The sequence below is a fragment of the Paenibacillus sp. FSL R5-0490 genome, from assembly GCF_001956215.1.
GTDB lineage: Bacteria > Bacillota > Bacilli > Bacillales > Cytobacillaceae > Cytobacillus.
The window spans coordinates 63,603-76,666 of record NZ_MRTQ01000002.1 but is presented as its reverse complement, the minus strand read 5'-3'; the positions used below and the strand labels follow the sequence as shown (position 1 = coordinate 76,666).

The following is a 13,064-nucleotide window of genomic DNA, read 5'->3' as shown; positions in this document are numbered from 1 at the left end:
ATGCGCCTTCAGGCAAAATAAAAGACGAAGGCCGGGTGCCTTCGCCATTTATCTATATTATTAGCCAACAAGCTTTACAAGCATATGAGACAGCTTATGCTTTTCTTCTTCTGTTCCTACCTTCCACAATTCCTGAAGTAGCTTTTCTTCACGGTTTCTCGGTTCTTCTTTGGAAGCCAGATAATCTCCAACCTTTTGAGCAGTATTAGCAAGCTGCTCCTCATCCATGCCCATTTTCTGTCCCATGGAAACCTTACCGCTTAAATAATCTTTAAATCCGTCAAAGCTTGAAAGTATTTCATCTTTCTTTTCGCTCCCCATATTATCTAGCTTTCCCTCTACATTGGCTGCTTGTCCATTTACGCTATTCATATTTTGTTCCATGCTGAATCTCTCCTTTAATTGGATTTGATTGCTGTGACAGTCTACTAATACCCGGTGTCAAACATATCAAACACAAGCCAGAGAGTTTGAAGCCCCCGGTGAAATAAATTGGACTTCTTTTTAATTGCACATGGTATGCTGCTTTGCTCACATGGTACAATATACTAACATAGAAAGTATGAAGGAGAGTTCTTATGATTTATGGAATTATCATTATTTTAGCTTATTTACTTGGCTCCATTCCTTCTGGTTTAATTGTAGGAAAACTTTTTTATGGAGTGGATATTCGAGAGCATGGCAGCGGAAATCTAGGCGGTACCAATACTTTTCGGACACTTGGAGTTAAGGCCGGCATGATCGTGACCATAGCTGATATCCTAAAAGGCACCCTTGCTGCATCACTTCCCTTGTTCTTTGGATCGGATATGCATCACCTTATAGCCGGAATTTTTGCTGTTATTGGACATATGTACCCTCTGTTTGCCGGTTTTCGCGGAGGAAAAGCGGTGGCAACCTCAGGCGGAGTGCTATTAGCCTATGTACCGTTCATGTTTCTTATCATATTGGGTGTTTTCTTCTTAAGCCTTTACATAACCAAGTATGTGTCATTATCCTCTATTCTGGCAGCAGCAGCATCCATCATTTACGCTCTTATACTAGGTGACATACCCCTGATTATAGTTGTTTCTATCCTGGGATTCTTTGTTATTTACAGGCATAGGGCAAACATTAAACGAATCAGGGACAAAACCGAACCCAAAATAAAATGGCTTGGCTGAAATCCAGCCGTCAATGCAAAACAGCAGACCTTTTATCTGCTGTTTTTTACTTTGCGAAAAAATTTTTATACATAAAAAAACATAAATTGATATCTTTCGCCATACATTAGTTTAGGCTTAACTTTTGCCGAAAACGCTAATGTTAGGATGAACAATGAGATGGAAAAGGAAAAAAACAGATATATAAAAAAAGCAGAAAGAGAAATCTGCGAAAGCGGCAGTCAGCTGGCAGCAGCATTAGCCCATGAAATAAGAAATCCGCTGACAACAGTGAAAGGGTTTATGCAGCTCTTGATGCCCCATTTAGTTGAAATCGGCAAAGAACAGTACGCCCAAATTGCCATTGATGAGATTAATAGGGCAAATGATATGATTTATGAATTTCTAAATGCATCGAAACCTGGATTAAACAAGAAAACCGAAGTAGACTTAAACACATTGATTCAGGAAATGAAGATTTCATTCGAAAATCAGGCAAATATAAAAAAAATAAACCTTTCAGTTAACCTATGTCCTGGAGAGCCCACCATCTATGGTGATTCTAATAAGATAAAGCAAGTACTGATCAATTTAATTAAAAATGCACTTGAGGCATGTGAAGACGCTCATGCAGGAGAAGGAAAGGTTTGCCTGACTGCCAAATCAAACAGCCGTAAAGCCCAAATCATTATTGAGGACAATGGACCGGGCATGACAGAAGAAACGATTAACAGATTATTTGTTCCATTTTATACAACGAAAGAAAAAGGGACTGGCATTGGTCTGTCAATATGCCGGAAAATAATTGAGGAACATAATGGCAGAATTATAGTCCAATCCACTCTTTCACAAGGCAGTGTTTTTACAATTGAACTTCCTATGGCTTCGAACCAATAAAAGGCATTAAATATGATGGAAAAATTGCAGAAAATGATGAAAAATGCAAAAGTTCATATTAAAATTAGACTATTAATATATTTTATGATGCTTTATATTAAGGGGATAATTTTGATGAAAAACAGCAAAGCCTTCCTGTTATCTGCATTTTTCTGTACCACATTAGTAATTTGCCCGTGTCTCTTAATCTATAAAATGCACACTGAATATAAGGCTGAGGCAGCCGAAGCCAAATCTTTTCAATTGCATGCTGAAAACAGGGAAACTGCCGAGGGTAATAAAATCCTTATTGAAAGGGTGACCTTGGGAGCTATTGGAGACATCCTTATACATGATTGGGTATATAATGATGCAAAAACAAAAACAGCCTATGATTTCAAACCGATGTTTGAACATGCAAAATCGCTATTAAGTACACCCGATCTCTTACTTGCCAATCAGGAGACTATTCTGGGCGGCCCTGAAATAGGAATTTCCAGTTACCCAATGTTCAACAGCCCTCAGGAAGTGGGGAATGCTCTCATTGATGCAGGCGTTGATATTGTTTCAACTGCCAATAACCATTCACTCGATAAGGGAGTCAAGGGCTTGGAAGCATCTCTGGATTATATGGACCAAATTGGATTGCCGCATGTGGGAACAAACAGAACACCAAGTGAGCAGCAAACCTTGAAAATACTCGGCAAAAACGGAATTAAAGTTGCCTATCTTTCTTATACATACGGCACAAACGGAATTCCCGTTCCGTCAGGGAAAGATTACTTCGTAAATCTCATTGATGAAACCGCAATGAAAAAAGAAATTAAACGGGCTAAAGAAGGAGCTGACGTCGTTGTGATGAGTATGCATTGGGGAGATGAATACGAGCTTCAGCCAACAGAGGAGCAAAAGAGATTAGCTGAGACTCTCGTAAATGAAGGTGTTGACATTATCTTCGGCCACCATCCGCATGTTCTTCAGCCTATGGAGTGGATTGACAGAAAAGACGGCGGCCGGTCATTGGTCGTATACTCGCTTGGCAATTTCTTATCCGGACAGATGCGCGATTATAAGGATATAGGCGGACTTGCAACCGTGGAGGTTACAAAATATATTGATCAAAATGGGGTGGATATCAAACTTTCCGATCCTGGCTTCGTCCCGACCTACGTCAGCAATAAACAGCTGAAAAATTACCGGATCGTGCCGCTCGAGGATGCTGCAAGCTTTGGTTTACCCCATGCAAAGTCCAAATTTGCCGAAATTATGAAACATATGATGGGAAATGTTCAGTGAAGCGCTTTATAGCGCTTTTTTTGTGTAAAAAATGGTAAAATATCTTGTATGCAGGGAGGTTCGATTATGAAAACCGCTTACGTTAATAAGTCTCTTCCTTTTTTGCAGCTAAGTGTATTCACCGCTGGCGTATTGCTTTTTCAATTGAAGCTTTTCGCTTTAGCTTTCATACTTTCGTTTGGACTTATCATTTTTTTATTGCTCCTCTCAAAGCAGGAGCGTGTTTTTTCCTGGACCATTGCCGGTTATTTAACAGGCAGCCTTTTGTTTCTTTATGGCGATAAGCTGCTTGATGCACTGCCTCTTCCATACTATATCTTAATGATAATAAATAGGCTTCTTTTGGCGATCCCGATCCTGATTCTGGTCTATATTTCAATAAAGTTTAATAAAACGGCTATCCCCTTTCTGCAAAAACCGGATTGGAATTCCCTCATATTTTTCCCATTTATATGGAGCGGTTTCCATTCAATAAAAATAAAACATTTTCTTATGATTGCTATCCTAATTAATTTTGCCGGATTTGCTTATTCTATTTTTTCAGCAGATAACTCGTTTTCAAGGGACTTTTTGATATTCCTGATTGGCTTCTCAATTGTAAATGGACTAATGGAAGAGCTTTTATGGAGAGGAATCATCTTATCCAGAATGGCTGAACTGTCAGGTGAAAAGGCAGCAGTTCTTTTTTCCGGGCTGGCATTTGGATTTTCTCATATGATGCTTGGCTACTCATTTATTTTGTGTCTTCTGTTTGCTGTCGGCGGGATATTTTACGCGGCCGTCACAGTGAAATCCCAAAGCATCTTTCCTGCTTTCATATGGCATATGGCCATGAACGTATTTATGATATTAAGCGGTTTAATATCTTTTCCGGGCTAGTTGAATGCTGACATGGCATCAAAAAAGAAATGAAACAGACATTTTATTCGCACACAGGGAAAAACTAGCCTATAATATGACTATCACCCAGGAGGAGGAATTTCAAATGAACATACATATCGAAGATCAGGCTGCCCAATGGTATCAGGAGGAAATGCTCTTAAATAAGGGTGACTATGTCCGCTTTTTTGCAAGGTATGGAGGCTGCAGCACTGTGCAGCAGGGATTTTCATTAGGGGTCTCGAATGAACAGCCACACGACGCTGGAGTGCAGACCGAAAAAAACGGAATTACTTACTTTATCGAAGAAAAGGACTTATGGTATTTTGATAATCACGATTTAGTCGTGACATTTAATGAAAAAGCACAGGAGCCTGAATTCAAATATAACAATGAGTAAAAGAAGCAGACACCGCCTGCTTCTTTTTTTTAGGTAGTTAAGAATAATTCTTAAGCTGGATAACTGTCTAGCTCCCAGGCGCCTTCCGCCTTTCTCATTCCAGCTGTTCCAACTGCTCCAATAGCTTCTCTTTTTCAAGGATTTCCTTCTGCCTGGCCCCAATCAAATCAAAGTGTGAGTAGCCATCAGTCCGATAATCAATCCACTCTGGCTTAAGGCCATGCGATTCTCCCCAATCAATCAATTTCTTCAAATCTGAACAGCCGACCTTTGTGACCGTTTTACACCCAGGGAACCGCTCATCCAGCCAATAATGAGTTAAAAAAGCAATTTCTCCACGGTCTATTTTCCTCTTCCATTCTTGAAGATCTTTTCTTCGAAGGCCGAATGCCATTTCTATTCTCCATCCTTTAGTTTATCGCAGGTCAAGGCAGTAAGACTCCCACTGATTGAAGTTTCACTTATCTGACAGCACCTTCAGGAAGCTTTTTCGCTTGTTCATATGCTTCATGCCAATCAGGATATTTCTTTTTTATTGAAATTGGCCGGAAATTATCCTTCTTGACGCAAACATGCTTTGACAAGCCTGTTACGGCAAGCTCTCCTTCATCATTGAATATTTCATATCCGTAGCTGACGCGGAAACCGTCATACTCTTCGATCCAGGTTTTAATTGTGGCAGTCTGCCCGTAGCGCAATGGTTTTTTATAAGAAGCAAGAATATCCAGAACAGGAGAGATAATTCCATCCTTCTCCATTTCAGCATAGCTGAATCCAAGATCTTTAATGATCTGTGTCCGGCCAAGTTCCATCCATACCAGGTAATTGGCGTGGTATACTACTCCCATTTGATCTGTTTCTGCATACCTTACCTCTATTTCTTTTGTTGAGATGAGCATCCCTATTCCCCTTTACTAATTTTATTTAAAGCGATTTCGAAATCCGGCTTCTCCAAAATGCTTACCTGCTCAATATCCTCAGCAAGTGCTGAAACAATTCTCATGGCCTGTGCCTGAATGGCCTCATCAGCAAGATTGGCCGCAAAACGTCCATTCCCGTTTACTTCAATCTTTGATAAAGTGTGGTTAAGGTAATCCTTTGCTTCCTCCGTTAGAGTGTATTCATATTTTCCAGCATACGAAATAATAATTTCCAGGAGCTCTGCGGTTGAATAATCTTTGAAATGAAAGAACTTTTTGAATCGGGATTTCAACCCTGGGTTACTTGACATTAGCTTCTCCATTTCATTCGGGTAGCCTGCCAAAACAACGACAAGATTTTCATTATGCTTTGTCATTTCATCCACTAACGTATCAATGACTTCTTTGCCAAAATCTCCTGATGTCTGGGAAAGAAGTGAATATGCCTCATCAATGAATAGGACACCACCCAATGCCTCTCTTATCTTTTTCTTTGTCTTGATAGCAGTTTGGCCAACATAGCCCGCTACAAAATCAGCACGGCTCGCAACTATCAAATGTCCGCGTTTGAGAAATCCGCATTCCTTCAGCAATTCTGCATAAATCTTTGCTACAGTCGTTTTTCCTGTTCCCGGATTACCGGTAAATACTGAATGAAGCTGGATTGGTACAACCGGAAGACCTCTTTCACGACGCACCTGCTGCATTTTAACAAAGGACACTAAGTTTTGAACTTCTTTTTTAACTGTTTCAAGTCCGATCAGCCGGTCAAGCTGCTCCCGAGGATTCATCAGCTTTTCTTCTTCTTCACTTTCAAAATCTTCTTTTTCCAAAAGTGTATAAGACATGATGTTTTCATTACTTTTTGCTTGAGAGCCTTTTTTAAAAATCGCATCCAGAACAATGTTTCTTACAGTCCTGGCATTACCGAATGTATCATCAACCCGCTCTTTTTCAATACGTTTGCCCAGTTCCTGTTTTGCTCCTTCTGTTAGAACATAATCATTATCGGCTGACAGCTTCTCAGCAATCTGCAATAGCTCCCCATTCGAATAATCAGGCAGCGCAATAAAGTTTGACTCCGGGAAACGGCTGCGGAGACCAGGATTACTGTCCAGAAATTGTCTCATTTCTTCAGGATAACCGGCCATAATTACCGCAAACTTTCCTCCGTATTCAGTTCCGGTCATCAGTGATACAAGTGTATCAATGGCAGTTTGTCCATAATCGCTGCCAGTCTGACCCTCACGCTTTAAGCTGTAAGCCTCATCAATGAACAGTACACCGCCGATCGCCTTTTCAACTGCCGCTCTGACATTTTCTTCTGTTTGTCCGACAAATCCGCCAACCAGCTGTGACCGGTCCGCTTCGATTACTTCTTCCCGAGGCAAAACACCAAGGCTATGATAAATCTTCGCCAAAAGCCGTGCGATAGTTGTTTTTCCCGTACCTGGATTCCCGGTTAGTATCATATTAAGGCTGAGTTCATCCTTTGTCTGAAAACCAAGTGACTTGCGTTCGTTTTGATATTTTAAAAACCGGTAAAAGTCATGAACTCTGCTTTTGACCGAGTTAAGCCCAACCATGTCATTAAGTTCATTCAGTGGATCGGTTTGTACATCGGATTCCTCTTCCTCTGATTCAAATATCTCTTTCCAATCATTTTTAAGTCTGTTGATGGCACTTAAGTGGTTTTTCATATCTGTATAGTATGTTGAAGTATGGAAGACACCTGATATAGATTGTTCATATTCCTCAGAAGCCTTTAAAAGAAAAGCTGTCTCTTCAATAGCTTTATCAAGTATTTCAGTCAACTTCCGGTATTCCGCATCCTCATAGGCATGCTGCTTTTTCTGCAGGTCTTCTAACTCGTCATCCGCTTTGTTCATGAAGCTTCGGCAAATTTCAATAAATTGCTCAGCTGTTTTCTTTTTGGCTGCCCTGTTATCGGTTTCCCGAATCGGCGGGAAAGTCAGGGTTTCAAGAAGATTACTTTTATTTTTCCATTCGGATTTTCCTAATTGGGCTGCTGCCATTGTATTGCCAGTGTCCAGTTCAACTGCTTTCTGCAGCCATGCACTGGCAAGAGTATCATCAGTATTCTTATTGAACCGGGAGATAGCAGCCAGGGCCAATAATTCCGAAAGCAGACCTGGATTTGTCTTTTCATTCATATTCTTAATTACATTTAGCAGCTCTGCTTCATTTTTTATGTATCCGTATTGATCAAGCTCATTTATCCAATGGCCGACCTTAATATCATCTGATTTAGCCTGTCTATTCTGCTGTGTCATCTATCATCACTTCTTCTTCTTAGTTTCCTCAACTTATCTTACCATATTTCAATAATTATCTATAAGGATGCGCTCCTTATCTCCATAGGAAAAGACCTAATCATATTCGATTAGGTCTTGAAGGTATCAATAATTATTGTTCTCGATGCTATTGCCGTTTTGCTGTGCCTGATATTCATCCTTTATTTCTGAACGGAAAGAGTCAAGACTTTCCCGTCGGCGTTCATTTTTAGCTTCAATTCTGGCAAGATCTTCTGCATTGGCATACTTCATTGATTCTTCTGCTTCGTCCATATTCTCAATCGTATGAACGATCATGGATTGAAGCTTTTCAACGTTATCGCTGCGGTCATCCGGGTTAGGTCTGTTATGTGCCATGGTATGTTCCTCCCTTTGTTAGGTGTTGGTACAAATTTAGTTTGTGAAAGAACAAGAAAAATATTGGCGGAAAAGTGTGGGTTGCTTGCCTGATATACCAGAAATGTTCAGAAACAAAAGAACCTGCCCTATAAAAATGGCAGGTACTACTATCAATTATTCGCCTTTAGTCTGTATCACTTGAGCATGCTGTCCGGATTTGTCCTGCATCTTCTTGCCTTTGTTGCCGCCAAATCCGCGTGATTGTGTACCAATATGGTTCGGATTGAAATGATTAGGGTGTCTTTTTGGATTACTCATTATATCCCTCCTCATTTAAAGTTTGTGCATTTGAGAAGGGTTTCATGATTGGCAAGTAATTCTATTCAGCCTTGTTCAGACGTTTAAGCTCGAGGCGCTCTTCAATTTTTTCCATAGCATCATGATCTTTAAGCAGCTGGCGTTTATTTTCTAGTACTAATTCAGCAAAGGAGCGTTTTCTAGGCTTTCTCATAAATCTTTCACCTTCCTTTAATAACATTGTAACAATCATTATCTCCAGAAAACCGTTAAATTATTACAACTTTTCGAAAATTTAATCCGCATATACCCAGACTACGTGAAAAGAGTATATATTGTTCGGAATTATTGATAAAATATTCAGAAAACATTAACGCTATTTAATTTTTCCCTTTTTTTTACAGCATAAACCTATAAAAAAACATCTGCTTATGCAAATGTTTTTTTTACATTTCATCTATATACTGATTCATAAGCTCAACAGACATCGCACTTAAATATTTATTCCGAATAATTCCTTCTTCATCAATAAAAAATGTGGTTGGAATTGTTATTATTTGATAGGCATTAGAAGCTTTTTCATCCACATCAAGTAAAATCGGAAAGTTCACTTTCATTTCTTCAGCAAAACCTGCAACATCAGATTGAGGATCGATGTTCACCGCCAATATAGCAACATTATTTCCCTTCTGAGTATAGAATTTTTGAATATCAGGCATTTCAGCTTTACAAGGAGGACACCAGGTTGCCCAAAAGTTTAGCATGACTTTTTTGCCTTTGTAATCTGAGAGCTTGACTGTTTCCCCTTGCAGGTTTTTCAATTCGAAATCAGGGGCTTTCAAGCCTATTCCTAATCCTGTCTGATTAACGGGCTGACTTTTGACATCACCTTTTTCAAAAGCCTGCACTGCAAAAACCGCGGTAATAATGATTAATAACACAGAAGCTGCAAACATTTTTTTGAACATGCTGTTTTCCCTCCCGGCTATTCAAGCCTTTTTGCTTCCTTGATTGTATTTTAACCTAGAAAAGCAAAATTAATAAGGTTCTGAACAGCCAATAAGACAGCATAAATGTGACAGATCCGTAAACAATCCCATGAATCCATTTTTTAAGCGGATAGTTGTCTTTCTTAATTGCCAGTATTAAATAGATTAGAGCCAAAAAAGCCCCTAAAATAATTCCTTTTCTTCCTCCGGTAAAATATAAAAACGCGATCGGGCTGCTTAGAATATTTCCTGTTTGGAAAAGGATTGAACTGAACTTATAAGTAAAAAAGCCAATAAGAACGGAATTCAAGATGACATTCAGAAAAACTTTTTTATAATCCCCGCTGTCTCTTAAGACTTGTACAATAGTGAAATAAGAAACAATACCTGAAAGCAGGACTAAAACCCATTCGTATTTCACTAATAATGGTCCAATCATAAAAGCACCCAATGTCAGCCCTCCAAATTACAGATACATTCAAGATACCTCAACCCGTTTTTGTAAATAAATAAACCGCTATGTGAGCAAACACATAGCGGCGAGTCAAAATTAGTTAGCCAATTTATCACGAAGAACCATTTGCAGGATTCCGCCATGACGGTAGTAATCGATCTCAACTTCAGAGTCGAAACGGACAAGAACTTCGAATGTAGTCTGGTTGCCGTTTTCATCTGTAGCTGTAACCTTAACAAAGTCACGTGGTCTAACATTTTCATCGACTTGAACATCGATCGTTTCTTTTCCTGATAAGCCAAGAGTTTCTGCACTTTCGCCTTCCTTGAACTGAAGTGGAAGAACTCCCATTAGAACAAGGTTAGAACGGTGGATACGCTCATAGCTTTCAGCAATAACTGTTTTAATTCCAAGCAGGTTCGTACCTTTGGCAGCCCAATCACGGGAAGATCCCATTCCATAGTCTTTGCCGGCAAGAACAACAAGGCCAGTTCCATCTTCTTTATACTTCATGCAAGCATCATAGATAGATGTAACTTCACCAGTTGGCCAGTAAGTTGTGAATCCGCCTTCTGTGCCTGGCGCAATTTGGTTGCGGATACGGATGTTTGCAAATGTACCGCGCATCATTACCTCATGGTTACCGCGTCGAGATCCATAAGAGTTAAAGTCACGTGGTTCAACACCGTTCTCGCGAAGATATTTTCCTGCTGGCGTATCTTTGCCGATCGCACCTGCCGGAGAAATATGGTCAGTTGTTACAGAATCACCGAACTTGCCGACAACACGCAATCCTGATAAAGGTTTAACTTCATCAGCATTAGGAGTTAAGCCTTCGAAGAACGGAGGATTCTGGATATATGTTGAATTATCATCAAATGAATATAAAGGCTCATTGCTAGTTTGAATTTGATTCCAGCGAGCATTGTCGTCAAATACATGCTCATATTCTTTACGGAACAATTCAGGTGTAACAGTCTGTTTAACCACTTCATTAACTTCAGCAGTTGAAGGCCAGATATCATTAAAGAAGACATCATTGCCATTCTTGTCTTTTCCGATTGGCTCGTTTTGAAGATCAATATCTACCGTACCAGCTAGTGCATAAGCAACAACTAATGGCGGAGAAGCCAGGTAGTTAGCTTTTACAAGCGGATGGATACGTCCTTCAAAGTTACGGTTACCGGAAAGAACAGAAGTTACAAGAAGATCGCTTTCGGCTACAGCCTTTTCGATTTCTTCTCTTAATGGACCGGAGTTACCGATACATGTTGTACAGCCATAGCCAACAAGGTTGAATCCAAGCTGTTCCATGTATGGAAGAAGTCCTGAATCACGCAGGTATCCAGTAACAACCTTAGATCCCGGAGCCAAAGAAGTTTTTACGAACTTAGGAACTTCCATTCCAAGTTCAACTGCTTTTTTCGCCACTAAACCTGCACCAACTAAAACGTAAGGGTTTGAAGTATTTGTACAGCTAGTGATTGCTGCAATGGCAACAGCACCTGTTTTCATCTTAGTTGAATCGCCATTTGCAAATTCAACAGTGACTTCTTTGTTGATTTCTTTCTTATCCAAGCCAAAGCCCTGGTTGCCCTGTGGAGCAGTGATTGCGTCATTGAACTCTTTTTTCATTGCTGAAAGCGGAATTAAATCCTGCGGACGCTTAGGACCTGAAAGGTTCGCTTCAATTTCGGAAAGATTGATTTCAACTACATTTGTGTATACCGGCTCTAGAGATGGATCGAAGAACATTCCATTTTCTTTGCAGTATTTTTCAACAATCTTGATTTGCTCTTCAGGACGTCCAGTCAGGCGCATGTAATCAAGGGCTTCTGCATCAACAGGGAAGAAACCGCAAGTTGCACCGTATTCTGGAGCCATATTAGCAATTGTAGCGCGGTCAGCCAATGGAAGCTGTGTAACACCAGGGCCGAAGAATTCTACAAATTTGCCAACCACTCCCTGGCTACGCAGTACTTGTGTTACCTTTAATGCAAGGTCAGTAGCAGTAGTTCCGTTAGGAAGTTCGCCAGTAAGCTTAACCCCTACAACTTCAGGAACTGGGAAATATGAAGGCTGTCCCAGCATGCCTGCTTCAGCTTCAATACCTCCTACACCCCATCCAAGAACGCCGATACCGTTGATCATGGTTGTATGGGAGTCAGTACCTACAAGAGTATCAGGGAAAGTTTCATAATCGCCTTCCGTTGTCTCAAGCGCATGAACAACATTCGCAAGGAACTCAAGGTTTACCTGGTGAACAATACCTGTTGCAGGCGGAACTGCACGATAATTGTCAAATGCTTTTTGTGCCCAGCTCAAGAACTGGTAACGCTCTGCATTTCGTTCGAATTCGAGCTCCATGTTGGCTTCAAGTGAATCAGGTGTTCCATACTTATCTACCTGTACAGAGTGGTCAATAACCAGATCTACTGGCTTCTCAGGATTAATTTTATCAGGATCCCCACCCATGTCAGCCATTGCCTTACGCAATGAAGCAAGGTCAACTACTGCCGGAACTCCTGTGAAGTCCTGCAGAATTACACGTGATGGTTTGAAAGGAACATCTACTTCTTTTACTTCAGAAGTTCCCCATTTTGCCAGGTTTTCAACATGCTCTTTTGTAATTACACGGCCGTCATATTGACGAAGTACTGATTCCAATAATACCTTAATTGAATAAGGCAATTTAGAAACATTACCTACCCCAGCTTCTTCCAGAGCACCTAAATGATAGTAATGATAGCGCTTCCCGTCCAGATCAAAGGATTTGCGGGAATTGAACACATCGTTCTTTGCCAAATGTATTACCCCCTCTTTCAATAAACATCATATACCAAGTGTTAGGTAATTGTCGAAAAGTTTGAATTTTCATCCATCCTTACTTTTCTCACAATTCCTATATTAATACAACCTGCTATATAAGTAAATAACAAGAAAGTTATTGTTTTTGATAAGTTTTTCTTATCATAATTTCTCATTTACTCCATTAAGCCTTTTAAATGCCGTAATTGATAGTGTTTTTCAATTAGAGAAAAATACCCTGCCTTGCCTGGTTATTATTCTGCAAAAACGAAAAAGGGAATCCGCCAGTCCAAAAAACAACATAAATTGACATTATCCAAGGAAAAATAGTACCAGGGAGGTGAGTGAC

General features: G+C 40.1%; 15 protein-coding genes. 5 read left to right on the top strand and 10 right to left on the bottom strand.

The genetic code is table 11. The annotated features are described in order from the left end of the window. Nucleotides 1-60 precede the first annotated feature (60 nt). Entirely contained in the window at nucleotides 61-384 is a 324-nt protein-coding gene (locus BK139_RS02240; RefSeq protein WP_076256355.1) for a DUF3243 domain-containing protein, read from the bottom strand. A 194-nt stretch (nucleotides 385-578) separates the two neighbouring features. Between BK139_RS02240 and plsY the strand changes: the two genes are divergently transcribed. The 5 genes from plsY to BK139_RS02215 all read left to right on the top strand — a co-directional run bounded on the left by plsY (nucleotide 579) and on the right by BK139_RS02215 (nucleotide 4,593). Beyond that, nucleotides 579-1,163: a glycerol-3-phosphate 1-O-acyltransferase PlsY gene (plsY, locus tag BK139_RS02235; protein ID WP_076256353.1), complete on the top strand. Its 585-nt coding sequence runs from the start codon at nucleotides 579-581 to the stop codon at nucleotides 1,161-1,163. 159 nt (nucleotides 1,164-1,322) lie between these two features. Continuing rightward, complete coding sequence (locus BK139_RS02230; RefSeq protein WP_076256351.1) at nucleotides 1,323-2,039, top strand: sensor histidine kinase; 717 nt, start codon at nucleotides 1,323-1,325, stop codon at nucleotides 2,037-2,039. Nucleotides 2,040-2,153: 114 nt separating this feature from the next. Then, the gene (locus tag BK139_RS02225) at nucleotides 2,154-3,314 is read left to right on the top strand and encodes a CapA family protein (RefSeq protein ID WP_076256628.1); all 1,161 of its coding nucleotides are present in this window, start codon (nucleotides 2,154-2,156) and stop codon (nucleotides 3,312-3,314) included. A 66-nt stretch (nucleotides 3,315-3,380) separates the two neighbouring features. Next, nucleotides 3,381-4,193, top strand: a complete 813-nt coding sequence (locus BK139_RS02220) for a CPBP family intramembrane glutamic endopeptidase (protein WP_076256350.1) — start codon at nucleotides 3,381-3,383, stop codon at nucleotides 4,191-4,193. 106 nt (nucleotides 4,194-4,299) lie between these two features. Then, nucleotides 4,300-4,593 (top strand): HesB/YadR/YfhF family protein, encoded by a 294-nt coding sequence (locus BK139_RS02215; protein ID WP_076256348.1) that lies wholly within the window; start codon nucleotides 4,300-4,302, stop codon nucleotides 4,591-4,593. A gap of 94 nt (nucleotides 4,594-4,687) precedes the next feature. On the opposite strand, the gene BK139_RS02210 is transcribed toward BK139_RS02215, so the two are convergent. From BK139_RS02210 to acnA, 9 genes are all read right to left on the bottom strand, one after another. Beyond that, nucleotides 4,688-4,987, bottom strand: a complete 300-nt coding sequence (locus BK139_RS02210; protein WP_076256346.1) for a hypothetical protein — start codon at nucleotides 4,985-4,987, stop codon at nucleotides 4,688-4,690. A 67-nt stretch (nucleotides 4,988-5,054) separates the two neighbouring features. Further along, on the bottom strand, nucleotides 5,055-5,492 hold the full coding sequence (locus BK139_RS02205) for an acyl-CoA thioesterase (RefSeq protein ID WP_076256344.1): 438 nt from the start codon (nucleotides 5,490-5,492) through the stop codon (nucleotides 5,055-5,057). A 2-nt stretch (nucleotides 5,493-5,494) separates the two neighbouring features. Continuing rightward, a complete protein-coding gene (locus BK139_RS02200) occupies nucleotides 5,495-7,807 on the bottom strand; it encodes an AAA family ATPase (protein ID WP_076256341.1) in 2,313 nt (770 codons plus the stop codon). Between the two features lie 126 nt (nucleotides 7,808-7,933). Then, nucleotides 7,934-8,185 (bottom strand): small acid-soluble spore protein Tlp, encoded by a 252-nt coding sequence (tlp, locus tag BK139_RS02195; protein WP_076256340.1) that lies wholly within the window; start codon nucleotides 8,183-8,185, stop codon nucleotides 7,934-7,936. Nucleotides 8,186-8,341: 156 nt separating this feature from the next. Beyond that, nucleotides 8,342-8,485 (bottom strand): acid-soluble spore protein N, encoded by a 144-nt coding sequence (locus BK139_RS02190; RefSeq protein WP_035332449.1) that lies wholly within the window; start codon nucleotides 8,483-8,485, stop codon nucleotides 8,342-8,344. Nucleotides 8,486-8,546: 61 nt separating this feature from the next. Beyond that, nucleotides 8,547-8,678: an FbpB family small basic protein gene (locus tag BK139_RS02185; RefSeq protein ID WP_175609044.1), complete on the bottom strand. Its 132-nt coding sequence runs from the start codon at nucleotides 8,676-8,678 to the stop codon at nucleotides 8,547-8,549. A 232-nt stretch (nucleotides 8,679-8,910) separates the two neighbouring features. Further along, entirely contained in the window at nucleotides 8,911-9,432 is a 522-nt protein-coding gene (locus BK139_RS02180; protein WP_076256338.1) for a peroxiredoxin family protein, read from the bottom strand. A 55-nt stretch (nucleotides 9,433-9,487) separates the two neighbouring features. Next, nucleotides 9,488-9,904 (bottom strand): hypothetical protein, encoded by a 417-nt coding sequence (locus BK139_RS02175; RefSeq protein WP_076256336.1) that lies wholly within the window; start codon nucleotides 9,902-9,904, stop codon nucleotides 9,488-9,490. Nucleotides 9,905-10,003: 99 nt separating this feature from the next. Beyond that, nucleotides 10,004-12,712, bottom strand: coding sequence for an aconitate hydratase AcnA (gene acnA, locus BK139_RS02170; protein WP_076256334.1), 2,709 nt, complete (start codon nucleotides 12,710-12,712; stop codon nucleotides 10,004-10,006). Nucleotides 12,713-13,064 lie beyond the last annotated feature (352 nt).